Source organism: uncultured Microbulbifer sp., assembly GCF_947489355.1.
Classification (GTDB): domain Bacteria; phylum Pseudomonadota; class Gammaproteobacteria; order Pseudomonadales; family Cellvibrionaceae; genus Microbulbifer.
In genome coordinates, this window is sequence record NZ_CANLDD010000012.1 from 73812 (window position 1) to 97454 (window position 23643).

The window sequence follows — 23643 nt, forward strand, 5'->3', positions numbered from 1 at the left end:
CCAATCAACACGCTTCGAAATGCGGGAATGATCATGGATGCCAATAAAGACAAGGCACTGAAGGCGGCGCTGTCGCAGATTGAACGCCAGTTTGGCAAGGGCACAGTGATGCGTATGGGGGACAAGGAGCGCGAGCGCATTCCTGCGATCTCCACCGGCTCCCTCGGCCTGGACGTAGCCCTGGGCATTGGCGGCCTGCCGCGCGGCCGTATCGTGGAAATCTATGGCCCGGAGTCCTCCGGTAAAACCACCTTGACGCTGCAGGTGATTGCCGAGGCCCAGCGCAAAGGCGGCACCTGTGCTTTTGTGGACGCGGAGCACGCCCTTGATCCCATCTATGCCGAGAAACTCGGCGTCAACGTCGATGAGCTGATTGTCTCCCAGCCGGATACCGGTGAGCAGGCCCTGGAAGTGGCGGATATGCTGGTGCGCTCCGGTGCTGTGGATGTGCTGGTGGTGGATTCTGTGGCGGCCCTGACGCCACGTGCCGAGATCGAAGGCGAAATGGGCGATACCCACGTTGGCCTGCAGGCCCGTCTGATGTCCCAGGCCCTGCGCAAGCTCACCGGCAACATCAAGAACACCAATACCCTGTGTGTTTTCATCAACCAGATCCGCATGAAGATCGGCGTGATGTTCGGTTCCCCGGAAACCACCACCGGGGGCAACGCGCTCAAGTTCTACGCCTCTGTGCGGCTGGATATCCGCCGCATCGGCTCTGTAAAAGACGGCGATGAAGTGGTGGGTAACGAAACCCGTGTGAAAGTGGTGAAGAACAAGGTGGCACCGCCGTTCAAGCAGACCGAGTTTCAGATTCTGTATGGCGAAGGCATTAACCTAATCGGCGAGATAGTCGATAACGGCGTTAAGCTGGGTCTGGTGGATAAGGCTGGTGCCTGGTACAGCTATAAGGGCGACAAAATCGGCCAGGGCAAGGCCAATGCCACTCGATTCCTGCGCGAGAATCCGGATATCCGCCGTGAGATCGAAGATCAGCTGCGTGCGCAACTGCTGGGCGATTTGGTCCAGGCCAGTTCCGAAGAGGCTGCGGAACTCCCGCAGGAGTAAATGCCGTCTTCCCAAGAGGAGCCCTCCGCCAATCCGCCGCAAGCGCTGTTTGGTGCGGCGCTTGCGTTATTGGCCCGCCGCGATTATTCCTGCCTGGAGCTGAGACGGAAGCTGGTGGGTCGATTTCCCGATGCCGATTTCAATGCACTGTTCGAATACCTTCAAATACGTAACTACCAGTCGGACCGGCGTTTTGCCGAGGTCTTTGTCCGGGCCCGAGTCCAGCGTGGCCAGGGACCCCTGCGCATTCGTCGGGAGCTGCAACAGCGCGGCATCACGGGCGAGCTGGCGTCCAGCGCTCTGGAGCAGGTCGAGGTGGACTGGTTTGAGTTCGCACAGGAACAATTACAGCGAAAATATCCCGCGCCCATCAGCGCGATGCCACTGGACCAGCGGGCAAAGGAGCGTGCACGGCGCCAGCGTTATCTGGCCTATCGCGGTTTTCCGGCGGATGTGATCAGTTGGGCCCTGAATGGTCAATAAGCATAGATCACTCCTTTTGATCGATATATAACCACCTGCCAGCCATTACCCCTATACCGATTTCGCCGTTGGAGTGTTGCACCTGAAGGGTGTAACAGATTCTTCGCACCAGGGCACACCGAGGCCCAATTTTGGAGAAATGCGTCAGGTGATGAGACAGAAGAATGCCGGCGTCCATCAATCCCACTGGCAAATATAATCTGCGATTATGAATCCATAGAGATGAATTGCCGGTTGAATAATCGGTAAAAAGATAACAATGTCTGGATCTATACTTCAGCCCAAGAGTAAACAGTAAATCCAGCCGGAAAATCGGGGTGATCGTCGTTGGCGGGGGTGTGCTTCCATAAGACGTAAAGAAAAGCCGGCGGGTGCCGGCTTTTCTCAGACTTACAAAACACGCTACCTAATTGACAAAAGAAAAACTCAACAAACCTGAATTTTTAATCACAATTAGGGGCATTCCAGAAGGAGGCAGAGCTAAAACCCGTGGCTGAGGCAGAGCCGGGCAGCGCCATATAGCTGGTGTTATCGGTGACTCGGGTGCAATCGTACTCCATGGTATTGAAGACATCGCCGGTATAGGGAGTAGAGCTGCTGCCAATAGCACTGGAGGTATCGTTACAAGCCTGCCCGGTATAGCCGAGAATCTCCACATTTTCAAAGTAGGCATCGGTGCCTTCCTTGAGCTTCAGGGGAACATCGGCAGAGCCAGCCGTGCTACCCACAAAGCCAACGGTGACGTTGGTAACAACACCGCGTGCAATGGGTGCGGCAGTTGCGGAGTCCGGATTGTTGGCCAGTTCGAAGGCGTGGTCGGCATTGTCTCCCTGGGCAATACTCACATTGTTCAGAGATCCGCGGTATCCTTCGTCCCAATCCACGCTGTCATCCTGGTTGCAAGTCAGCCACAGGTTCTCAACTGCGGCATCGCCACCGAAAAACTCAATGCCATCGTCCTGGTTATTGTGAATATGTACATTATTAATGCTGGTGCTGCTATTCACGCTGTAGAGCGTCAAGCCATTGATTTCACTGGCTACAGCCACTTCATGACCACCCTCGGCAATTACCACATACTCCAGGGTGCCGCTGCTCATGGTTTCGTCCAGGTATTTCCCGCCACCGTAGTAATAGGCCGAGGCAACACCTTCCATTTCACACAGGTCTTGCCCGCTAGCATTGGGGCAGGCATTGCTTTCACCATACCCCGCCAGCACCAATCCGCCCCACTCACCGGAACCTGTCAAATCGTTATCGATAGAGGAGAATACGATGGGATCACTATTGTTACCCTGGGCATCAATCTGCGCACCGCGGGTAATGACCAGCGCGGAGTTACTGTCTACCGCACCGGCGATCTGTGCACCCGCCTCTATCTTCAGTACAGTCTTATCCGCCGTACTGGGGTTGGCGTTCTGGAGGTGGCCATTACCCACCAAAACAATACCGGGCAGTGCCCATACAATTGGTAAGGGTGATAGAGTACTGTTTTTGGCAAGCACGACCGTATCGTTTACCGCTATAGAGGCCGGAAGATCACAGCGCAAATAATTCGTACCATTAAAGATTACTGTACCTTGAAAGGTACCATTAGAGTTGCAAAATGCATCGAGACCCAAATTTGTATCCGCATAAGAAGCTGAAGCCAAAGCCATCAGCGCAATGGAAGTCATTACCTTTTTCATCACAAGTTCCACCTAATCAACGTTAAATTGTAACTTGATAAATACTGCTTTGTTTACCACTCCCGGCTTCTAACACTCTGCCAGGCCATGACAATTTAACCGAGCCACATTTCAGTCAAACATAACCTTTAGATTCTTTTTTTTATTTTTACAAAAAAAACAGAACAAAAAAGAATAAAAAGAAATCCAATGACGGTGAAAAATAGGTTGGAGACATTAAATTTTATAACATAAAGCAGCCAGGTGATGACCATAGTGTTACAAATAACTGCCTGAAATTACCATATCTGGATGAAACTGTATGAATACCTTGCAAGCAAAAACAAGGCCGGCAATTGCCGGCCTTGTTGGGAAATCCTTGTTAAGAGTGTGACTCTATAAACTCCGTGGTCATATGGTTCTGTATGATGAGGCGCCCTATCTTGCCAGAATAGATTCCATACAGAACTATATGGTTGTCGGATTAATAATCTTCCCCAAAAATTTCCTCTCCGGCATTGATGGGAATAAAATAGTCACTGACCCCTAAGAAGGGGCTATCTGTTAAGAAATTCATGTCAGCAGATTCGGATTTGGTATAATCGGTCTCGGTCTTACCCAGATTGATCAAATTGGTTGCCGGATAGAGACTGCGCCACTCGCTAAACGAGCTGACGTCGTCGATCTCATCAAAAGAAAACTCTCCATAAAAACTAAACACCCAGTCAGAATAATAAATATCACTATTCCCCTGGCTCGGTAGTGGAATAGTAGAGGTGTTACTCACAGTACCGGCTTGGTTATTGACTGCTTGAGTACGAAAGTGACTGTCAATCTGGTTCGCCAGGTTTGGGTCCTGGGACAGTTCCTTACAGGCAAAGGCCACCTGATCAAAAATAATACCCTCCCCCAGTAGCGATGCAACGCCCTCGCCAAAAGAGATACATTGGTCAACTACCAGTGGAGGGCCACCAAACAAGCCCGGAAGATAAATATCATTCGCTCTGTCAGCACCAACAATACTATTGTGTAAAAACAAGCCGCTCCCACTGAGCAGTTCCAGCGCCGTGGTTGTGACACCGGGGGCCGTGGGGTCAAAAAGCATGAGCGAATCCGCTCTGTGTAGTGAAAGATTGGCTATAGTGGGCATGGAGCGCGGCAGTGCATCTGGATCGCCACTGTGCCCGGAAATCGTGGGGTAATCATACCACCCCCCCGCTTTTTGGATAAGTGTGCTGAAAAATTCCTCTTGAGAAGAACCGAAGGGATTGGCAAATCCGCTATCCTCAATAAAAACCGATTGCATAGTGCCCCGGTATCCGTGATTCCAGCGAAGACTATTACCGGGCACACTTGTACGGATATGTATATTGCGTAAATTTACCACACCCCCGTTGATATCGATCGCCGCACGGCCAACGTTCTCACTGCCCCAGGCCGCGGGTGTACGAGGAATCTGATTTATATCCCCCCCCAGGCCAAAGTACAGATTCTCAATCTTACCGCCGCGGCCGACGCTGTTCAGGCGAAGCGAGCCCTGCAGCAGATGCAGGTTTTCAATATTCACATTGCTGTGGTTGTCATCATAACCGCCGTGGTAGCCGTACTCCCCCTGGATATTACAGACACGGCTGCCGGGCTCCGCCATGGCCTCCGGGCACTGGTTGTTGCGTGCAAAGCCATCGATTATCAAACCGGCCCAGGTGCCCACCTTCAGGTTCAAGGGATAGCCTGCAGAAAAACTAGGGTTGGCGTTAGCAATTAAGCCCACCAGATTCACTGGCCCGGCGGCATCCCCATCGCGCTCCGCATTGGTCAGGCTGACATCGCCAATCACTTCCAGGGCGCCGCCGCGGGTAATATGCAGGACGCCGCCCTTGGCAACCATCACGATGCTGGAAGCTTCCATTCCCAGGGTTACCGGATCGGCCTTCATCGCCGCCACCTGAGCAGTATCGGTAATTGCCAGATGCCCTTTACCGACCCTGACCAGGCCGTTTATCAGCCATAGGGTGGGTGCCGGGTCCCGTTCCAGAAAATACCCTGGATAGACCTCTTCATTCACCTGGTGCCCGTCTTCAAAAGCCACCCGGTCTTTGCCGGTAAAGGCATTCAAGATAAAGTCCTCGGTAATCGTGCCCCGCAGGCCGCAGACCTTAAAGTAGGAATACACGTTTCTTCCTATTTCCGGTATGTATATAGTTTTATTTATGTATACATAATCCTTCTCCAGCACACCTTTATAGTCACATTCGGCGGCCAGCAATACTGCCACAGAGTCGCTCCAGCCCTGGTACCAGTTGTCCCGTGAATCCAGTACAGCGCCCATATAGCCCACATTGGCTTCCAGGTAGCGGGCGGCGTCGCCGGCCAGGGTGAGATCAATCCCGGTGTCGATGCCGGGAATATCGCCACCGGTGGCGACAAAGTTGCTGTCCAGTACCGCAGCCACTTCGTACACACCGCTGAGCCCCTGAGTGGCGGTGGCAAAATCGCGCCCGCCGTCTTCGTCTTCATCTGGAACGGTACGGCCACAATCCAGCACCACATTGTCGAAATAGATTTCCAGCGGGTCGCTGAACTGCAGATTTGAGGTGGCCGGGTTATCGATATCCAGGCAGGTGGCAAACTCTGTCACCACGGAGTTGTAGAGCAACAGGCCGGAGCCATCCTCTAGCAAAATGGCGGTATCTGAACTCTCCACGCCTTGTACGGTGATATTCGCCATAACCGGGCGCGAGCGCGGTGTGGCATTGTGATCTGCGGGATTATTGCGGCCCAGTATGGCATGGCCGCTGGACATGTCTCCCGGCTGTAAAATGGCATATTGCAGCGTGCCGCGATAGCCGTTCGCCCAGCTGACCAGGTCATTTTTTACGTCCGAAACCAGGAGCCAATCGATATTCACTGCACCGCCATCCAGGACCAGGCCATCGGACTGGGAGTTGGTAATATCCAGGTGGTTGAACTCAGCTCCGGTACCTACATGCTGGAGTTTGAGGGCCGGCTGGCCATTACCTGCATTCAGCAGACGCAGGTAATGGATATTGACCCTGGGTTGGGCGGCCAGGGCACAGGCCGTTTTACTGGCACACTGGTTGTCCAGGCCGTTAATGGTTATCCCGGCCCAGTGCACCTCGGCATCCCGGGCTGCCAGCGCTACCGGGTCATCTGCACTGCCTCGCATACTCAGGGCAACATCCGCATGAAAGGTCAGTGAAGAAGTGGCATCCAGCAGCAGTTTGGAGTCTCCATCCAAAATCACTTTTTTCGGCTGCTGCAAGTGGGCCACCTGTTCTTCAACACTCAGGGCTGCCAGTGCATTGCCAAAGGTTACCGGCCCTTTCAGGCGCCAGGCCACAAACGCATCATTGATATCCTCATCAAAATACAGGTCGCTGTTTACCTGGCCCTGCAATTCGCAAATGCTGTAGGTGTTCGGCCCGATATCGACGGTTTCATCGAGGGGTGTACCCACACCAAAGCAGGGTTCGTACAGCAGGCGGAAATCGTAACGTTTTAACACTGCTACTGCTGATGAACTTCTGAGCCGTGCATTCGTAACCCTCTGAATAGCCGCGTTATCCAGTGCCAGATCAGGTTTTAAATCCGGATTCAGGGTATAGTTATTCTCACCCTGAGAGAGCAGTGGCTCGGCATAGTCGGGCTCATCTCCCATCGCCCGGCTGGTTTTATCGCAGTACAACACACTGTTGCCCAGAGCTACCCGGGTTGTCGGGTCGGCAATACTCAAGCAGGTATTAAACCCCTGTACCACAAAGTGCTCTACGGCAATATCCCCGCCCCCGGAAAGTTCGAGCGCCTTGGCCGCGGTCAGGGCTTTATCCACCACTGTCAGCCGATCAATTTGAACGCCAGGTTCCTCTTGCATTGCCGGGCTGCTGGCTTCTCCCTTCAGGGCCGCTATGTCACTATCGTGATAAATAATGCGATCATTGCCTATTTTTCCGCCAAATCCACTGTGCCAGTGAATCGCATGTCCCTGGTTGCCCATTGCATAAATGCTTGCCCGCAATGCGCCGCCATTGAGTTCCAGGCCTGTATTCGCACTGTACAGAACGCCTTGTGGCGATTGGGTTTGCGCGAAGTGTGGCGCATTAATGGTAACGGCGGCCTCCAGTGGGCGGTTATTCTTTGTGGCCCCCCCGGCCTCGGCCACATAGCCAAGAAAACCAGTTCGAATGGTGCCACCATCGATAGCATTGCCGGTCAGCACAGCAGGCCCATAGCGAGTGTCGGATCGGGACAAGCCGCCGTAGTAACCCCAGGGCCCTTGAATATTGCAGAAGTTTTCGTTACTTGTGTTGTCGCCACAGCCTGGATGATAACCAATACTGTTCACCACAACACCGCCCCACTCACCGCCACCGGAACGGTTGTCATCAATAGACTCAATATTAATACTGAGGCGGGCATTGCGATGAACCACGGCCATGCTGCCCTCCCGTGCATAGACGAGCGATCCTGCCCCTGAGACATCAACAACCTCGTCGGCCTGTATCTCTGCCAGCGTTGCATAGGGTTTGCTCTGGCCTATGTCGTAAACACCATCCAGTACCCAGGCTAGGGGTTCATACTGGTGGCTGGTTTTCAGTTTAATTTTCCCCGACTGGCCAAAGTTCGTATTCAGCAGGCAGGCCTGGGTTTCAACACCGTCAACCATTATCGGATCGATGGCGGTACCCACTATCCCGCCCTGTGCCAGCTCACACTGCTGCAGGGACAAATCCAGTGGCTGCTCCTGTGCAATTTCATCGGAAGACTCGCCGCTACAGGCCGCCAACAGCAGGGCGCTCCCCAACAATATCAAGCGCTTGTGCAAGGAAGCCCCCAATCGATCGGGAATTTGTTTGCGGATAGTATCAATAGCGCAATCATTTCTCTTAGACATAATTCCATCCAAGTGGTCTTTTGGAAATTGGTAAGTGGTGCAGTTACACCCGTTCACCAGTTATATCAATTCAGCGTAAATTTCTGTCTCTTTAATAGCTATAGCTGGCCTTCAGTTTGAACTTGCGGCCGCTGGAATAGTTTAAATAGGGCGTGTTATAGCCGTCGTACACCATTTGGTGCTCTTCATTCAGCAGGTTGTCTATGGAGGCAGACAAAGACAATCCGTTTAAGAAATTTTTCTTGTAAATAAGGCGCAGATCATTGTAGGGCAGCTCGTAGACATCGGATGGCACTTTTTCCGAACCCGGGTTTGCAATGGCCAGTTCCTTGCCCTTGCGGTTAAAGACCAGGGTAACTTCCTGACCGCTGTCAATATGGTCATAGCCCAGCTGCAGGTTGGTGACATAGTCAGGCTGCCCCTGCAATCCACGTTTTATCAGCACCGGAAATAAATCAGGTCCACCGGTTGTCTCTACCTCTGAATGAATGTCGGCGTAATTAAGCTGCACAAAGACTTCGTGCCCCTGGTCCCGCCCCAGGGTGAACTCCCGGCGCAGATCTAGCTCCCATCCATAGACTTCCGCCTTTTCTGCATTGTCGAAAGTATAGTAATCGAACACTTCCCCGCTCTTGGCAAAGCGGTTTTCGATCGCATTAATCATATCCTTGGTAAAATAGGCCAGGGTAATGGATTCCGACTCCGAGGGATACCACTCGAGGCGTATATCAATATTGTCTATATCCGCGGGTTTTAACTCCGGGTTCCCTGAATATCGCTCCAGGGTTTCCACATCAGAGAAGACGCGGGGCATTATCTCGTAAATCTCGGGCCAACTGACAGTTTCGGAATAAGCGGTGCGCAGTTGCCACTGGTCATTCAATAGATAGGTAACACTTACCGAAGGGGAGGTGCGCTCTTTATCAAAAAGCTCAACAAGAGGCTCCATAGTGTACATATATTGCTCTGCGGAAAAATTATATTTTTCTTTTCGCACCCCTACATTAATCTTTAATCTTTCTACAATATTGAGTTCTACCAAACCATATCTTGCACTAATATCCTGCTCGGCAATATAGCTGTTCCCAGTAAACCCAGTATCAAAGCCTGGATTAATACTACCGATAGTTAAATATATGGCGCCAACTCCGGGCCTGCCAGCAATATTCCCGGGAGCATAAATTACACGCGGATCAGGGTTTTCTTTTATTTCGGTAGCAAGTTCATCGGCCCCTTTAAGTGTATAAAATTGATAAGCTCCATCCCGGTCCCTCTGCATAGTTAAAAGACCACCCTTTAATAGCAGAGAGGGCCAGTTTAAACCCTCTATCGGTAGGGCAATATCCAACTTATACCCAGAAGATTCCTCTTCCATTCTTTCATAAAGGTTATACTGTAAATTGTTTGTCGCTGCTATTTGATAGCTATTGCCGCTCGTTCTATGAAAGGTATATTGAGTTGCATTTGGACGATCATATTCACTATTTGACTCCATCAATTGCCACTGGACTTCAAGATCGCCCAGATAATTCATCCAGTTGCCGCGCGATGACAAGGAGAAGCTGTGTTCTCCCCAAAGTTGGTGGCTCAAAAGCTGCTCTTCGATCCAGTCCACATTCTGGTACAGGAATTTTTCAAGGTTTAAATTGGCTTTGATTTCCTCAATTTTATTTTCGGATAGGGCCCCCTTTAAAGACGACGGCGCAGCGTGGTGTGTTGATAATTCAGCAGAATTGGTGGTGTGGCGCAATGCAATATTATTCAGCCCCAGGCGGTGCTGATCACTGATATTCCACTCCATATTTAACATGGCACTCAGGTCAATGACATTATTGGTATCATGGGTCTCCACAATAGAATCAATATTCAACTCTTCCCTGATTATACCGTAGCGGGTGTTCTGCTTGGTGTTGTTACTCCATTTGTTTGAGTAACGCACCGCACCGATAAAGCCAAAGTTCTGCTCGCCGATATCCCAGCTGTTGCCGCCGCTAAAGCTGATGCTGGAGTCAATTTGTGCCTCACCCATTTCAATCGCATTGTGCGGTAAACTCTGAGCTATCCTTTGAATGGCTTCTTCATCAAAGCCACCATAATCATTGCTGTTCGAATCCAGATCTAAGTACTTCCCCAGGGTCAGATTCAGCTCATCCGGTAACTCACGCGTGCCATCATCCATACCTAGCCAGTCCCGGCTCCCCTCGGTGCTGGACATCAAAAGGTCATCCCCATGCATATCGCCGTGGCTTGCCGAGTAAGAAGCCCGAAAGAATCCCTCCTCTGAAGCTTCTTTGGTACGCATGGAGATATGCCCCGCGGTTGCGCTGGAGGGCACATCTGCCGAGGCGCTTTTTTGCAAACTCAGGCCCTGCATAATGCCAGCGGGAAAGATATCCAGGGGGAGGTCGCGCCGCGCCGGGTCGGTACTGGGTAGAAGCGCTCCATTAAAATCCGTGGATTGGTAGCGGCTTTTCATACCGCGCACAATGGGAAATCGATCCTCTTCAAGGGTTACTCCTACCACGCGCTTGAGCGCGCTGCTTACCATGGAGTCATCGAAACGGGCTATTTGGGTGAAATCAATGCTGTCGACAACCGACGAAGACACCCGCTCAATTTGAATAGGATTGCCTGGCAGGTAGCGGCCAAAAACCTGTACCTCTTCCAGTGTGCCCTCCCCCTCACCGGGAAATACATCGGCAGTGGAGAGCTGCACATCCAGGGCCAGGTTGATTTTTGACAGTACCCGGAGCGCGTTCAGTTGGGCTGTTTGGTAGTCGGGGTGTTCCAGTTGCAGCTGGTAGCTGCCTGGGGCGAGCTGTAATTCAAAATTACCATAGCGGTCTGTAACCGCATGCTGACCGCTACCAATAACCGTAACCGCCACATTGCGCAGTGGCTGCTCCCGATCAAGCGCGCACACCCTGCCTTGAATAACCCCTGGCGCCAGGTTTTCAGACCGGAAGGTTTTCGATGAAAAACCGTGCTCATCCACGGCTGAAAGTGCCATCTTCTGAATGGATTTTACACTGCGCCCGGTCTCGGAGTCGGTGTTGATGGTAACCAGGGCTGCTTCATCTTCTGCCACGGTAAAGGCGTAAGTTTCCGATTCTTTTCCAAGGTCCAATTGTAGCTGGTGTCGACCGGATGGAATCGCGCCACTCCAAAAGGAACCTCTAGCGTCACTTGAGCTCAGATGCTCGCCATTCAGCAATATCTCGATTTGCCCGGCGGGCTCAGCATCAACATATAAATCCAGCTTCAGCCCCGCAGCTTGTAGCTGGCCAGCAACAGCCATGCCAATAGCGACACACAGCAACCTTTTGGAAACGTTTAATCTCATATCATACTCCTACTCATGAAAATAAAATCCTGATAGCACGCCTGTAATTCCCGCACTGTTCAAACAGTCATAACTCAACACCAGCTATCGAGCAGGGTTCAGGCATTGAAACAATAACCAACCCCTGCAAAGACGCCAAATATTTTTCTGGGCGACAACTAAAAAATTAAATTTTGGTGAAAATTTTGTAGAAACACAGGTAAAAGATGCTCTAGCTGGCAGGCAAGCAAATTGTTCAAAATAGTAAGCAGAGAAATCGTTAAGTTGTAAAATACGTAAACATATTTATGTTACAGATTGCTTACAGAAGTGCTTTAAAGCATTAAATCAGTGCCATTATTTTTAAAGTGATAAACCATCAAGTAACTGCCTGAAAATTGATGACCCCGGACAATGTGAAAGACAGTTCAAACAGAGAGCGAGGTAAGCTTCAAAGGTGCTACTGAAACAGACCATCTGGATAGTAGAGGAGTCGTAAAACAGACAACTTTAATGTAGATTGTGGTGCCAAAAGGTGTATTTTTGTCTGATTGTTATGGGATTGCCCCAAGGTTCAAGAGGCACAGTTTGGCGAGCGGATGCAGGAATTCTGAATCCGTGATTTCGCTGTTGATCCTAGCAGATTGCATTTGACGTGCAGTCGTAGTGCGGAAGTGATTTTCCCTTGAGGTACTTTTTTTCCTGAAGCGACCAAGGTGGATAGGTCGGGCCCATAGGTATAGTAACAGCTATATGGATCTGTCTGCTTCCGGCAGTGCCACAGGATTCCCAGTTGCTTCTTTCTGGTCCACACCCAGTTGTGACTAGATCAGGTTTTTTTGGTTGGCACTCAATTCATATTGCTTTTGGCAGGATATACCTTCTTTATGTCTTCATCTTTACAAAAGATGACTTTTGTGGAAGGCTGTATACGGAATCAAGACTTGTGACAGCTATGCAAAGAGTCAATTTCAGTAAGCTTGGATCTCGGCCTTCATAGTGAGGTACAGAGTTGGTTTGTTGGCTTGTTCCGAGTCAAGCTGGTGATGGTTTTTCCTGTCGGATCAATTTTATCTGTGCCCAGAAGGTTCATTAACGATGCAACCTGTATCTTTTATTATTGTCCGGTCTAAGGATGTGGGAGATATTATATTGCGGCCCGAAGTTTTTTTCTAAATTCACTCTATGTGTAGAAGCGCCCGCTCAAAATCTGTATGATTCCGGATTTTTTCTATCCTTCGCGCCATTTCATATCTGGCGGGATTGGTCTTTAATCAGATATCAAACTCTCTCAGATTTTGGGGATTGTTTGATCTTGCGGTTTTATTTGCACTATGAATTAATCATGACATATTTTTTTGCTCTTCTTTTTGGCTGAGCAATACTCGACTGCACATAATGATATTCCCATCGTACATTAAGTTTCGGTTTTTCTTCTGGGGTTAGAAATGGTCTTCCATGTTGCGCTCAATTTTCTTAAGGGTACGATTGAGTTTCTTCTCTACGGCTTTTGCGGAAATTCCGGTTTGCTCAGCTATTTCAATATTGCTCTTCCCCTGTAACTTTCGCATAACAATGATATTTCGAGTGACTACCGGCAGCTTACTAAGTAGCTTGACAAAAATTGCGAAACGCTGCTGGTCACTCACCCTCTCTTCCGGCTGAGGGTCCTGGCAGGTAATTTCATCACTGAGCAATTCCATTGCAAACGTATCCCCTCGCCTCAGGGAATCATTGATGATATTGATCACAATTCGATACAGGTAGCTGACAGGGTTGTCTGGTCTTTCGTTCTCGTTAATTTGTTTGGTCAATCGGGTGACAGCTTCCTGGTAAACATCCTCGGTTTCCTGTGTATTGCGCACTCGCTTTCTAATAAAAATCAATAATTTAGACCTTTCTTTCACAAGTTGTAGAAAAATCCTTTCATTGGTGAAATCCGAATGTTGTGTTTTCATTCTACTTCCGTGCGGTCATTCATTTGACATCTGGATGTGCCTCATTCCCTCTGGAGTCATCCTTTGTCTGCCGCTATCGGAAGAAAGGTGGATTCGATGCGGTTTTGCGACAAGATTGTCCATTAAATAGAGTATTTATTAGGAACTTATGAGCAGGTTGTTGGGGCGTGTATCCTTGATGGGATTTCTTTTCTGCGAGAGATTATCACCAAAGAGAGTATTTGTCGGGACTTATCCGGCCCCTTAGATACCTGCTGATTGGTTTCTATAATTTGACAACCTTTTCGGTGCGCCAGGTCGAGCATACCCTACGACATGAATGATCTTTGGATATCGTTACTGTTTTATGAATTGGTTTTTATTTTCAATGTTTGCATCGACCTAAACTCGTGGCGGTGTATTCTGCATGTCGTCTAAGCCCGAAAAACAAATTGGATTTTAGGTAATGATAAGCGGCTACGCTTATACCAAAGCATCTCAGTCTCCCTGGGTAATCAATATAGAGAGAGGTAAGACTTTTGTACCAATTTTGCAGTTTACTCTTTGAAGCTGCGGTATTCCCGGAAGTCAAACTGTCTCGTTCAAACTCGGCATCCTCCATCAACCCAGCTCAAGCCCTTATTTGCGACTGGCAGGCCCATTGCTGACTAGGATCAGCTCGGATTTTGGTTAATGTGGAAGCTGGCGGGAAAATTGTCCTTGCGGTGATGCTCTGTTCGATTGTCTATTCCATTTCCAATCACCAGTCTGAGCAGGGCTTTGTAAACATTCCAGGTGGGGCCTACGGCTAACGCGGCGGGGGATATTGTGCTTTCGCCGGAATCCGCAACAACTTGCGATCACTGGGTTGCTGTTGAGCGTTTGGCGATTATTTTTTGAGCCTGCACAGTTACAGTGTCGGTGCGGATACTTGGCATTCCTCAGTGCATACCCAGGCTCGGCAGATGAAGAAGTGAGTCGTGCCGGAGTTACCGAGCCATCTGGACCTGCCGCTGGATAGCATTGTCCGGTGCTGGACGACAAGTCATTGGGCTTATATTCTTTTCAGGGGGCGGCTGGAGAATGATACCTTTACAGAAACGCGCCACGGGATACAGAGCGCCAGAACAATAATCACGGGACACATTATGATCTTGTCCATCGACCAGGGCACCACGGGCACGACAGCTTTTGTTTTCGATAGCAGGGGTGCCCAGATCGGCTACAGCTATGCGGAAATTTCCAATTACTATCCAAAACCGGGCTGGGTTGAGCAAAACGCCGAAGAAATCTGGCAGATTACACTGTCTGTGTGCAGCGCAGCGCTAGAGCGCGCCGGTATCCGTGCATCGGATATCCAAGCTGTGGGGATCACCAACCAGCGGGAGACCACCATCTTGTGGGACCGGCACACCGGGGAACCGGTGCACCCGGCGATCGTATGGCAGTGCCGCCGTTCTGCAGAAATCTGCGCGGAGCTTGTTGCAGCGGGAAATTCCCAGTGGCTGCGTGAACGCAGCGGCCTGCTGCTGGATGCCTATTTTTCCGCGAGCAAACTGCTATGGCTGTTTCGGCAGAATCCGAAATTGCTGGCTCGTGCCCGCAGCGGTGCGCTTTGTTTCGGTACAGTGGATAGCTGGTTGATCTGGAAAATGAGTGGTGGTTGCGCGCATCTTACCGATCACACCAATGCCAGCCGCACTCTGCTATACAACCTGGCACAAAAACACTGGGACCCGGAACTGCTGGCACTGTTCGACTGCCCGGAATCCATACTGCCGGAAATACGGCCATCTGCGAGCTACTTTACCGATACCGACCCCAAGGCGTTCCTTGGCACTGATGCACCCATTTGCGGGGTGGCTGGCGATCAACAGGCGGCGTTGTTTGGCCAGGGCTGTATCCATCCCGGGGATATCAAAAATACCTATGGCACGGGTTGTTTTATGCTGGCGTTTGCCGGGGAGATGCCACCTGCTTTACCTCAGGGGCTACTGGCGACAGTAGCCTGTGATGTCCATGGCGCCCCGGCTTATGCTGTGGAGGGCTCGGTATTTACTGCCGGCTCTGCGGTGCAGTGGCTGCGCGATGAACTGGGCTTGATTCAGCAGGCCGCGGAAACCGAGATAATTGCACAAAGTATTCCCGATACCCGCGGTGTCTACCTGGTGCCGGCCTTCAGTGGGCTCGGTGCGCCCCATTGGAACCCATTGGCGCGCGGCACAATCTGTGGATTGAGTCGCGGTGCCGGCCGTGCTGAGCTGGTGCGGGCTACGCTCGAATCCATTGCTTATCAGAGTGATGAGTTGGTGCGCCTGATGAGCGAAGCGCTGGACCTGCCCATCAGCCATATGCGCGTGGATGGCGGGGCCAGTGTGAATAATTTTTTGATGCAGTTTCAGGCGGATATCTCCGCATTGCGTGTGGAGCGCCCCAGGCAGATAGAGTCCACCGCGATAGGTGCCGCACTTCTGGCGGGCATTGGCAGCGGGCTGTGGCAATCCCGGCGATTGCCGGAATGCCTGAAGGAAATAGATCGGGACTTCCTGCCCGCGATGGCTGCGCCCAAGCGGGAGTCTTTGCTGGCTGGCTGGAAGCGGGCGGTCTCTGCCTGTCAGGCATTTTAAGGGAAATGGCGTGTCTTTTACACAGCGGGAGGTGTCCAAATGACAGCTCAGAGTGAATTGCAAGCGACCATTGCCGAATTGGTTGATGGCCAGCGGGGCATTCTCGCTGCGGACGAAAGTGATGGCACCATCGCCAAGCGCTTTGCATCAGTGGGGGTTGCGTCAACGGAGCAGAACCGACGCGGTTATCGTTCGGCCCTGCTAGCGAGCGAGGGGCTGGGAGAGTTTGTCAGTGGAGTGATTCTGTTTGAGGAAACCCTTGGCCAGTGTGATGATCAGGGTATTCCGTTGCCACAGAGGGCGGCGGCACAAAAAATCCTGCCCGGTATTAAAGTCGACAGAGGCAAGGGACCGCTGCCCGGCGCTCCCGGGGATATGATCACTTTCGGGCTGGACGGCCTCGGGGAGCGGTTGCGGGGGTACAAAAAACAGGGCGCACGTTTTGCCAAGTGGCGCGAGGTGTACCCCCTGGGTCCGGAAAATCCCACCGAACTGGGACTGTATGCCAATGCCGAGGTGCTCGCCCGCTATGCCGCTATCTGCCAGTGTGAGGGCGTTGTGCCCATCGTAGAGCCGGAAGTCCTGATGGATGGGAATCACAGTATTGAGTGCAGTGCGGAAGTCAATGAGCGGGTCTGGCATACCGTCTTTCACGCCCTGAGTCGACATGGCGTTATACTGGAGCTGATGTTGCTTAAACCCAGTATGGTAACTCCGGGATCGGAGTGCGACCGCGCGGAGCCGCAACGGGTTGCGGAGTACACCCTGCGCAGTTTGCGGCGCGCAGTGCCTGCGGCGGTGCCCAGTATTCACTTTCTCTCCGGCGGGCAGAGCCCCGAGGAAGCCACCGCCAATCTCAATGCCCTGAATCAAATTGGCAATGCCCCCTGGCAACTGAGCTTTTCCTATGGCCGGGCCCTGCAGCAGCCGGCGCTGGCGGCCTGGTGTGGCCGGGAGGAGTATATTGGGGCTGCGCAGGACGCCTTGGTGCGGCGGGCGCGCTTGAACCACCTCGCCATGTTGGGTCAGTACCACGATAACCTGGAGCACGAGGAGTAATCTCGGCTGCAGACGCTGAAATAACAATAAAGAGCGTAAAAAGGAGGCGGGGGTGGAATTTTTGACGCGGGATATACGCTTGCACTACCGGCGCTGGTGGGTGGAGCGAGCGTTGGGTATCGTGGTGATTTCCCATGGCCTGGGTGAGCACAGCGGTCGCTATGCCTCCCTGGCCAGGCACCTCAACCGGGCGGGCTTCAGTGTCTATGCACTGGACCACTACGGCCATGGTTTGTCCGCGGGCAAAAGGGGGCATATCGAGGATTTCTCTCTGTATTGTGAGGATTTGTACGAATTTATCTGCCGGGTCAAAAATGGTAACCCCGATACCAATCTGCACCTTCTGGGGCACAGTATGGGGGCGGTGGTCGCCTGTGGCAGCGCCATCCGTTACGATTTTGCAGACAGTGTGATCCTGTCTGCACCGGGGTTTTTCGGCAGGCGGGAGCCCGCGGGTCTGGAGTTGAGGCTGGCCCTAACACTGGCAAAGCTATTTCCGCGATTGGTGCTCACCAACCGGATTGATGCTCAATGGTTATGCCGGGATAAGGCGGTTGTCGAGGCCTACCGGAGCGATGCGTTGACGCATCGCGGTGTATCCTTGCGCTGGTTTGAAAGCTTCCTGCGGGAGCGGGAGTTCATCTCCGTCAATCTCGGGCGCCTGCAGGCGCCCTGCCTGATGTTACTGCCGGAGTCGGATCAACTGGTGGACACAAAAGTTAGCCAGGACTGGTTTATCCGTATAGGTTCAGAGATTAAAGAGTTGCACTGTTTCCCCGATGCCTACCACGAATTATTTAATGAGGAGGAGGAGGGGCGTTTGGCGCGGGAGTTGCTGCTGGGGCATTTAAATTCTCTGCTGCCCGCGTCTAGATCTGTCGCCTTAGGGTAAAAATGCGGCAAAGCACTCAAATACACCAGCAGAAGCTGCGGCAAATATCGTGAAAAACCCCATGAGGCAATGTATGATACGCGGTCATTTTTGACCCCGGAAGTTTTGGTGAGGGGAATAGTGGGTGAAACATGGATAAAAAGTTGCTGAGCCTGTTGGTGTGTCCTGTGAGCAAGGCGCCACTCGAGTATCGTGAGGACACTCAGGAACTGGTTTGCAAGGCCAGTGGCCTGGCCTATCCGGTCAGGGATGGGATACCGGTGATGCTGGAGTCTGAAGCACGGCAGCTGACCGCCGAGGAAAAGCTGGAAAAATAAACCGATGGGTGAATCCAGCGTATTTAGTCGAATTATTTCTGGCGATATCCCGACCGAGAAAATCTACGAGGACGACCTTTGTGTCGTTATTGAGGATCGGGCGCCACAAGCGCCGACGCATCTGCTCATTATCCCGCGCAAACCCCTGGTCAACCTGTCTGACGCCAAAAGCGAAGACAAAACCCTGCTTGGCCACTTAATGTGGGTGGCTGCCGAACTGGGCCGACAATTACGCCTCGAGGGATTTCGGTTGGTAGTCAATAATGGTCGCAGTGCCGGGCAGACCGTATTCCATTTACATGTTCACCTGCTGGCACACAAAAAAATGCCTGAGCACAGGCTTGCGCAGTAAATGGGGCGGATGTGGCATCTCGTTATCGGTGGTGTCTCTCAAGTAACTCTCAACAAACGAAGTGGAATTACGCTGGATGAAAAGCGCACAGATTCGCGAAGCCTTTTTGAATTACTTTGCGGGACAGGGTCATACCATTGTGCCATCGAGCTCTCTGATTCCGGGCAACGATCCGACCCTGCTGTTCACCAATGCCGGCATGGTACAGTTTAAGGATACCTTTCTAGGTCACCAGTCGCGCCCCTACAGGCGCGCCGCCAGCGCGCAGCGCTGTGTGCGTGCCGGCGGCAAGCACAACGACCTGGAGAACGTCGGCTATACTGCGCGGCACCATACCTTTTTTGAAATGTTGGGCAATTTTAGCTTTGGCGATTACTTTAAGCGCGAGGCTATCCGTTTTGCCTGGGATTTCCTCACCAAAGTTCTGGGCCTGCCTGAAGAGCGCCTTTGGATTACTGTACATATCAGCGACGACGAGGCCGCCGATATCTGGTTAAAAGAGATCGGTGTCAGTGCGGAACGTTTTTCCCGTCTCGACGAGGACAATTTCTGGCAGATGGGTGACACCGGTCCCTGTGGGCCCAGTTCGGAAATTTTCTATGATCACGGTGAAGCCATAGCCGGAGGTCCGCCCGGCTCAGACAATGACGAACTGGATCGCTATATCGAGATCTGGAATCTGGTGTTTATGCAGTACGAGCGCACGGCAGAGGGTGAGTTGCACCCGCTGCCCAAGCCGTCAGTAGATACCGGTATGGGCCTGGAGCGCATTGCTGCCGTGATGCAGGGCGTGCACTCCAACTACGAAATCGACCTGTTCCAGGCGCTGCTGAAAGCTGCTGGAACAGTCGTCGGCTGTGACAACCTGGAAGAGAAATCCCTGCGGGTCATCGCAGATCATATCCGCTCCTGCGCTTTCCTGATCGCCGATGGCGTTATGCCCTCCAATGAGGGGCGCGGCTTTGTCCTTCGTCGTATTATCCGTCGCGCCGTGCGCCATGGGCACAAGTTGGGGCACAAGGCAGTCTTTTTCTTCCAGTTGGTGGAGGCCCTGGTCGAACAGATGGGCGAAGCCTATCCTGAATTGCGTGAGAAGCAACAGACTATCGAGCAGGTTCTGCGCAAAGAAGAGGAGCAATTCGCCAAGACCCTGGATAAGGGGCTGGCTCTGCTGGAAGACGCCCTCGGCTCATTGGAAGACAGTGAAATTCCGGGAGAGCTGGTGTTCACCCTGCACGACACCTATGGTTTTCCCACCGACCTGACCCAGGACATTGCCCGTGAGCGTGGCTTGTCCCTAGATATGGCTGGCTATGAAGTGGCGATGCAGGCCCAGCGCGAGCGCGCCCGCGCCGCGGGCAGGTTTAAGCAGGGCTACACCGAAGTGCTGGGCCTGGGGGGGGCAACTGAGTTCCTGGGTTATGACTCAACGGAAGTTGAGGGTATCGTCGTCGCTATCGTCAAAGAGAGTGGGCGGGTGGAGCGTCTGGAAGAGGGTGAAGAAGGTGCTGTGATATTGGATCGCACATCCTTTTATGCGGAGTCCGGTGGCCAGGTTGGCGATTGCGGTTACCTGACTGCGAGAGCCGGCTGCTTTGAAGTGCGCGACTGTACCAAGCAGGGAAGCCATCATCTGCACAGTGGCAAGGTGCTTAAGGGTGCTATTGTGGTTGGCGATCAGGTCGCGGCCAAAGTGTCCGCAGATGTGCGCCGGGCAACGGCCCTGAACCACTCCGCCACCCACCTGTTGCATGCAGCGCTGCGCAAAGTGTTGGGCGAGCATGTTACCCAGAAGGGCTCCCTGGTGGATTCCGAGCGCTTGCGCTTTGATTTCTCCCATCCTGAAGCGGTAACCATCAAACAGCTAAGCGCCATTGAATCTCTGGTTAACGTCCAGATTCGGGCCAACACGCCGGTGGAAACCCGTGAGACTGATATCGACTCCGCCAAAGAAATGGGCGCTATGGCGCTGTTTGGCGAGAAATATGGCCATTCCGTACGTGTACTCTCCATGGGTGTGACCGAGCGCGGTGCCTTTTCTGTGGAGTTGTGTGGTGGTACTCATGTTGAGCGCACCGGTGATATTGGTCTGCTGCGTATTGTTGGTGAGAGCGGCATCGCTTCGGGGCAGCGCCGTATCGAAGCGGTGACCGGTGCCCACGCACTGTCGCTGTTTGACCAAACCCAGCAGCATCTTGAACATATCGCCGCGCTCCTCAAGGCGCGCCCGGATACCCTGGCGGATAAGGTAGAGCAGTTATTGCTCACAAATCGCAGGCTGGAAAAGGAGGTTGCACAGCTGAAAACCAAACTTGCCAGTGGTGTCGGCGGTGATCTCTCTGCACAAGCGGTAGAGGTGGCGGGTTTTAAGCTGCTGGCAGCCTCTGTGGAGGGTGCGGACCCGAAGTCCTTGCGAGACCTGGCAGATCAGATGAAGAACAAACTTGGCAGTGGCGTTGTGTTACTCGCCGCACCAGGTGAAGGCAAGGTGGCGCTGGTGGCTGCGGTAACCCCGGACCTGACCAGCCGCCTCTCGGCCGGCGACCTGATGCGTTTTGCCGCTGGCAGGCTCGGTGGCAAGGGCGGCGGTCGACGTGACATGGCCCAAGGTGGTGGGACAGACCTTTCTGCTTTGGCGGGGGTGTTACAGGCGGTGCCGGAGTGGGTTGAGGATGCCCTCAACACGTGATTTCGGTCAATTTGGCGCAAGAAGTGGGGTGTCGAGTTGATTTCGCCGAAGTTTGGTGATTAAGTGCGCGCCTGCATGAATCGAAGCGATGCGTATGCTTGGCCTTGAGCTGGGGAAACACAAAAAGTTATGAGTTTGTTCGTGCATAAATATGGCGGGACTTCCGTGGGCTCGATTGAGCGCATTGAGGCTGTCGCCGACAAGGTGGCCGCATTTCGCGCCCAGGGGCATGACTTGATTGTGGTGCTTTCCGCTATGAGCGGGGAGACCAACCGCCTGATTGATCTCGCGTATCAGGTTCAGGAAAAGCCCGACCCGCGCGAACTGGATGTACTGGTTTCCACCGGTGAGCAGGTCACTATCGCGCTGTTGAGCATGGCCCTGAAAAAGCGTGGCTACGATGCCTGCTCCTATACCGGTGGGCAGGTCAAGATCCTCACGGACAATGCGCATACCAAAGCGCGCATTCAGCGCATTGATGTCGAGCGTATGCGCGGGGCTTTGGATGCAGGCAAAGTGGTTGTGGTTGCAGGCTTTCAGGGTGTGGATGATTACGGAAATATCACCACTTTGGGGCGTGGTGGTTCGGATACCACTGGCGTGGCCCTCGCGGCGGCATTGGGTGCGATGGAGTGTCAGATCTATACGGATGTCGATGGGGTTTATACCACTGACCCTCGGGTGGTGGACAGTGCCCGCCGTCTGGACCGGATCACGTTCGAGGAGATGCTGGAGATGGCCAGCCTTGGCTCCAAGGTCTTGCAGATCCGCGCCGTGGAGTTTGCCGGTAAATACAAGGTTCCCCTGCGTGTACTCTCTACTTTTGAGGAGGGTAATGGAACCCTGATTAGTCTGGATGAGGAAGATAACGAAATGGAGCAACCTGTTGTATCCGGTATCGCGTTCAACCGTGATGAGGCCAAGTTAACAATTCGCGGTGTGCCGGATACCCCAGGGGTTGCCTGTCGCATTCTGGCGCCGATTGGCGGTGAAAATATTGAAGTGGATGTCATCGTACAAAACATTAGCGCTGTCGATGGCACTACAGACTTTACTTTCACCGTACATCGCGACGATCTGGGTAAGGCATGTGATGTGCTGGAGCGTGTCGCGGCGGAACTCGGTGCGCGTGAAGTGATCTCAGACGACAAGATTGCCAAGGTATCTATTGTCGGTGTGGGGATGCGATCCCATGCCAACGTGGCCAGTCGTATGTTCAATGCGCTCGGTGAAGACAATATCAATATCCAGATGATCACCACATCTGAGATCAAGATATCGGTGATTATCGATGAGCGCTATCTCGAACTCGCTGTGCGGGCGCTGCACAGTGCGTTTGAACTCTCTGACAAGCAGAGATGAAAAACACAATAACCAGAGTTAAGGCGGTGTGAGCCTTTCATTTCGATTCGGCTTATTGGCACAAAATTCAATCTGTTGAGATTTTGTTCGGCTGGTCAATACTGAATAGTACGATGGGCAGCTTTTTGGCCTTTTTGCACCGCCATCCGGTTATGATGACCAAATAAGAGCAGCTTTAGGGGAATACCGGCCGCTCTTTATCACAGGATGATCAAGGAGAAGTAGGTAATGTTGATTTTAACCCGCCGAATTGGCGAAACGCTGATGGTCGGCGACAATGTGACGGTTACCGTGCTGGGGGTGAAGGGCAATCAGGTGCGCATTGGAGTCAATGCGCCAAAAGAAGTTGCCGTCCACCGCGAAGAAATTTATCAGCGTATCCAGCGCGAAAGGCAATCCTCTGAGGAGGGGGGGAGCGAGTAGCTATGCAGCTTGCGTAAAATGGCCGGATACCCGGCCTTTTTTATTTGCATAAGGCTCAATTTTAACCTGACGAGCTGGCGGAGAAGTCCTTTTTGAGCTTGTAGGTCAGTTTGTGCCCAACAGAATAAAAAAGAGCAAAATGTTACTGATTCCCCATTGATTTTTGTCAGCCCATTGGTATGATCCCGCCCACTTTGACGCGAGCACCCGCCTGACGGCTCTTCCCCAGGGAATCCTCGGGAAGTTCTCCGGATACGGGCGTTCAGATAGGAGTGAATGGTGAGATGGCCGAGTGGCTGAAGGCGCGCCCCTGCTAAGGGCGTATGGGTTAACGCCCATCGAGGGTTCGAATCCCTCTCTCACCGCCATACAATGGCTTTCAGCTTCGAAAGCCCGAAGTCCCGCGGCGTTTGTGAAAGAGGTGGAATTGCACTTGCATGCCACTTCAAGCACAGCCAGAGCGGGCTGGTTGAGGTTGGGAAGGTGCCTTAAGCGCACTTTCGGTTTTGGCGGAGATCGCTGCGAGAAAGCAC

Annotated in this window: 14 protein-coding genes and 1 tRNA gene; 11 read left to right on the plus strand and 4 right to left on the minus strand. The window is 52.5% G+C overall.

The annotated features are described in order from the left end of the window. Positions 1-33 precede the first annotated feature (33 nt). Both recA and Q1A48_RS07640 read left to right on the plus strand, forming a co-directional pair. On the plus strand, positions 34-1068 hold the full coding sequence (recA, locus tag Q1A48_RS07635; RefSeq protein WP_299943047.1) for a recombinase RecA: 1035 nt from the start codon (positions 34-36) through the stop codon (positions 1066-1068). Next, the gene (locus Q1A48_RS07640) at positions 1069-1551 is read left to right on the plus strand and encodes a regulatory protein RecX (RefSeq protein ID WP_299943049.1); all 483 of its coding nucleotides are present in this window, start codon (positions 1069-1071) and stop codon (positions 1549-1551) included. A gap of 443 nt (positions 1552-1994) precedes the next feature. Here the strand turns inward: Q1A48_RS07640 and Q1A48_RS07645 are convergent, their stop codons facing one another. The 4 genes from Q1A48_RS07645 to Q1A48_RS07660 form a co-directional block, all read right to left on the minus strand. Further along, the gene (locus Q1A48_RS07645) at positions 1995-3239 is read right to left on the minus strand and encodes a hypothetical protein (protein ID WP_299943051.1); all 1245 of its coding nucleotides are present in this window, start codon (positions 3237-3239) and stop codon (positions 1995-1997) included. Positions 3240-3702: 463 nt separating this feature from the next. Then, positions 3703-8130, minus strand: coding sequence for a hypothetical protein (locus tag Q1A48_RS07650; protein ID WP_299943053.1), 4428 nt, complete (start codon positions 8128-8130; stop codon positions 3703-3705). 91 nt (positions 8131-8221) lie between these two features. Further along, positions 8222-11473, minus strand: coding sequence for a TonB-dependent receptor (locus Q1A48_RS07655; RefSeq protein WP_299943055.1), 3252 nt, complete (start codon positions 11471-11473; stop codon positions 8222-8224). Positions 11474-12894: 1421 nt separating this feature from the next. Next, a complete protein-coding gene (locus Q1A48_RS07660; RefSeq protein WP_299943057.1) occupies positions 12895-13410 on the minus strand; it encodes a sigma-70 family RNA polymerase sigma factor in 516 nt (171 codons plus the stop codon). 959 nt (positions 13411-14369) lie between these two features. Between Q1A48_RS07660 and glpK the strand changes: the two genes are divergently transcribed. The 9 genes from glpK to Q1A48_RS07705 all read left to right on the plus strand — a co-directional run bounded on the left by glpK (position 14370) and on the right by Q1A48_RS07705 (position 23478). Next, the gene (gene glpK / locus Q1A48_RS07665) at positions 14370-16016 is read left to right on the plus strand and encodes a glycerol kinase GlpK (protein ID WP_299943059.1); all 1647 of its coding nucleotides are present in this window, start codon (positions 14370-14372) and stop codon (positions 16014-16016) included. 39 nt (positions 16017-16055) lie between these two features. Next, complete coding sequence (locus tag Q1A48_RS07670) at positions 16056-17075, plus strand: class I fructose-bisphosphate aldolase (RefSeq protein ID WP_299943061.1); 1020 nt, start codon at positions 16056-16058, stop codon at positions 17073-17075. A 52-nt stretch (positions 17076-17127) separates the two neighbouring features. Beyond that, positions 17128-17967 (plus strand): alpha/beta hydrolase, encoded by an 840-nt coding sequence (locus Q1A48_RS07675; RefSeq protein ID WP_299943063.1) that lies wholly within the window; start codon positions 17128-17130, stop codon positions 17965-17967. A gap of 131 nt (positions 17968-18098) precedes the next feature. After that, on the plus strand, positions 18099-18284 hold the full coding sequence (locus Q1A48_RS07680) for a Trm112 family protein (RefSeq protein ID WP_108734085.1): 186 nt from the start codon (positions 18099-18101) through the stop codon (positions 18282-18284). A 4-nt stretch (positions 18285-18288) separates the two neighbouring features. Continuing rightward, on the plus strand, positions 18289-18636 hold the full coding sequence (locus Q1A48_RS07685) for a histidine triad nucleotide-binding protein (RefSeq protein ID WP_299943070.1): 348 nt from the start codon (positions 18289-18291) through the stop codon (positions 18634-18636). A 76-nt stretch (positions 18637-18712) separates the two neighbouring features. Then, positions 18713-21325 carry an alanine--tRNA ligase gene (alaS, locus tag Q1A48_RS07690; protein ID WP_299943072.1) on the plus strand — a complete coding sequence of 871 codons (2613 nt, stop codon included), beginning with the start codon at positions 18713-18715 and terminating at the stop codon, positions 21323-21325. 129 nt (positions 21326-21454) lie between these two features. Beyond that, the gene (locus Q1A48_RS07695; protein ID WP_299943074.1) at positions 21455-22687 is read left to right on the plus strand and encodes an aspartate kinase; all 1233 of its coding nucleotides are present in this window, start codon (positions 21455-21457) and stop codon (positions 22685-22687) included. Between the two features lie 228 nt (positions 22688-22915). After that, entirely contained in the window at positions 22916-23110 is a 195-nt protein-coding gene (gene csrA / locus Q1A48_RS07700; protein ID WP_299943075.1) for a carbon storage regulator CsrA, read from the plus strand. Positions 23111-23388: 278 nt separating this feature from the next. Beyond that, positions 23389-23478: transfer RNA gene (locus Q1A48_RS07705), tRNA-Ser, on the plus strand. Positions 23479-23643 lie beyond the last annotated feature (165 nt).

What these genes read in the sequence shown, in the direction of transcription:
- Q1A48_RS07680 (WP_108734085.1), top strand. Translation starts at nt 18,099, where the DNA reads ATGGATAAAAAGTTGCTGAGCCTGTTGGTGTGTCCTGTGAGCAAGGCG.
- Q1A48_RS07640 (WP_299943049.1), top strand. Translation starts at nt 1,069, where the DNA reads ATGCCGTCTTCCCAAGAGGAGCCCTCCGCCAATCCGCCGCAAGCGCTG.
- Q1A48_RS07650 (WP_299943053.1), bottom strand. Translation starts at nt 8,130, where the DNA reads ATGTCTAAGAGAAATGATTGCGCTATTGATACTATCCGCAAACAAATT.
- Q1A48_RS07695 (WP_299943074.1), top strand. Translation starts at nt 21,455, where the DNA reads ATGAGTTTGTTCGTGCATAAATATGGCGGGACTTCCGTGGGCTCGATT.
- Q1A48_RS07660 (WP_299943057.1), bottom strand. Translation starts at nt 13,410, where the DNA reads ATGAAAACACAACATTCGGATTTCACCAATGAAAGGATTTTTCTACAA.
- recA (WP_299943047.1), top strand. Translation starts at nt 34, where the DNA reads ATGGATGCCAATAAAGACAAGGCACTGAAGGCGGCGCTGTCGCAGATT.
- Q1A48_RS07645 (WP_299943051.1), bottom strand. Translation starts at nt 3,239, where the DNA reads ATGAAAAAGGTAATGACTTCCATTGCGCTGATGGCTTTGGCTTCAGCT.
- Q1A48_RS07655 (WP_299943055.1), bottom strand. Translation starts at nt 11,473, where the DNA reads ATGAGATTAAACGTTTCCAAAAGGTTGCTGTGTGTCGCTATTGGCATG.
- alaS (WP_299943072.1), top strand. Translation starts at nt 18,713, where the DNA reads ATGAAAAGCGCACAGATTCGCGAAGCCTTTTTGAATTACTTTGCGGGA.
- csrA (WP_299943075.1), top strand. Translation starts at nt 22,916, where the DNA reads ATGTTGATTTTAACCCGCCGAATTGGCGAAACGCTGATGGTCGGCGAC.
- Q1A48_RS07670 (WP_299943061.1), top strand. Translation starts at nt 16,056, where the DNA reads ATGACAGCTCAGAGTGAATTGCAAGCGACCATTGCCGAATTGGTTGAT.
- Q1A48_RS07685 (WP_299943070.1), top strand. Translation starts at nt 18,289, where the DNA reads ATGGGTGAATCCAGCGTATTTAGTCGAATTATTTCTGGCGATATCCCG.